A 1,229-nucleotide genomic window follows, 5' to 3' on the forward strand; every position below is an offset into this window, starting at 1 on the left:
AGCGCTTGAAGCGTTATAACTAATAATTATATTACACGAGACTAGAATGCTCTCTTTGCAAATAAGTTAGCACAGAAATGAGTAAAGGATTACGAGGTTAGATATGAAGTTACAGCAACTGAAGTACATTGTTGAGGTTGTAAACCATAACCTAAATGTTTCTGCAACAGCAGAGAGTTTATACACATCTCAGCCAGGCATCAGTAAACAGGTTAGACTGCTTGAAGATGAATTGGGTATTCAGATATTTGAGCGAAGCGGCAAGCATTTGACTCAAGTTACTCAAGCTGGTGAAGATATTATTCGTATCTCTCAGGAGATCCTTGCTCGTGTTGAAAGCATTAAAGCGGTCGCTGGCGAACATACTCACCCTGAGATGGGTACATTGAATATTTCAACGACTCACACGCAAGCTCGTTACGCATTGCCAGATGTCATCAAAGGCTTTACCGCGCGTTACCCTAAAGTGTCGCTTCACATGCACCAAGGTACACCGAGCCAAATGTCTGAGGCAGTAGCTAAGGGCACAGCAAACTTCGCGATTGCGACAGAAGCACTTCACCTTTACCAAGATGCGATAATGCTGCCTTGTTACCATTGGAACCGTTCTATCGTGGTAACAAAAGATCACCCGCTGGCTCAAAAGCAAAATATCACCATCGAAGATCTGGCTGCTTATTCTCTTGTGACTTACGTCTTTGGCTTTACTGGTCGCTCCGAATTGGATACGGCCTTCAATAAAGTAGGTCTAACGCCACGTGTTGTGTTTACTGCTACGGATGCCGATGTAATCAAAACTTACGTTCGTATGGGCATCGGTGTTGGTGTGATTGCGAGTATGGCGATTGACCATGAGCAAGACACTGATTTGGTAGCGATTGATGCGAGCCACCTATTTGGTGCGAGCACAACCAGCATTGGCTTTAGAAAAGGTACGTTCCTGCGTTCTTACATGTTTGATTTCATGGAACGCTTCGCACCTCACTTGACTCGTCCAGTGGTAGAGCAAGCTATCTCTTTGAAATCAAATGAAGAAATCGAAGAGATGTTTAAAGATATCGAGCTGCCAGTTCGTTAATTCTATCTCGAAAAACAAGATTCTTAATCGGCCTGTAGTGACAGGCCGTTTTTTATCAGCTTTTTAACTTTCACCTCTAAGCTCTCTTTGTCTCCCACCTTTTCATTTACGCCGGTTACCCCTACAATCCACGCATCATAGGGGGAAGCAT

1 protein-coding gene is annotated in these 1,229 nt (G+C 43.8%); it reads left to right on the top strand.

The annotated features are described in order from the left end of the window. The first annotated feature begins 103 nt into the window (after nucleotides 1–103). On the top strand, nucleotides 104–1,078 hold the full coding sequence (cysB, locus tag BCT81_RS27335) for an HTH-type transcriptional regulator CysB (RefSeq protein ID WP_004741986.1): 975 nt from the start codon (nucleotides 104–106) through the stop codon (nucleotides 1,076–1,078). Nucleotides 1,079–1,229: the final 151 nt, after the last annotated feature.

This window comes from Vibrio sp. 10N.261.52.A1, assembly GCF_002876325.1.
Taxonomy (GTDB): Bacteria; Pseudomonadota; Gammaproteobacteria; order Enterobacterales; family Vibrionaceae; genus Vibrio; species Vibrio chagasii.